A 377-nucleotide genomic window follows, 5' to 3' on the forward strand; every position below is an offset into this window, starting at 1 on the left:
GTCGTAGCGTCCCCACATCGGCTGGCCCTCGCGGAGTATCAGAGCACCGACCCGCCCCTGGTGTGCGGCGCGAATGATGTCCGCGATATGGCTCGCCACTGTGGGGTCGCCTCGGCCCAAAAGTTCAGCTGCGTTGGCAAGTGTCTCCACCCGTCCGCTGTCCAGCCGCTCTTTAACCTTGGGGTACACCAGGGTGTGCAGTTCCGAAACATCAAGGGCGCGCGGGTTGATTTCCACGACTCCTGCCAGGAGTGGGCCGAGGCTGCTCGTTTGCTGGAAATGCCCGCTTATCTCGGCGTCCGCGATGAGTACCAGGGGTTGTGGGCTTGCAGAAAGGATGTCTTCAGTAGCTTTCGATACCTTCGTGACGTATTCAA

The 377-nt window shown here is 60.5% G+C and carries 1 protein-coding gene; it reads right to left on the reverse strand.

All coding sequences use genetic code 11. The features are described from left to right. A partial coding sequence (locus AC5RTB_RS16585) for a baeRF3 domain-containing protein (protein ID WP_494062143.1) occupies positions 1-377 on the reverse strand: 377 nt, incomplete at both ends.

It is taken from the genome of Arthrobacter sp. M71 S08 (genome assembly GCF_059089725.1).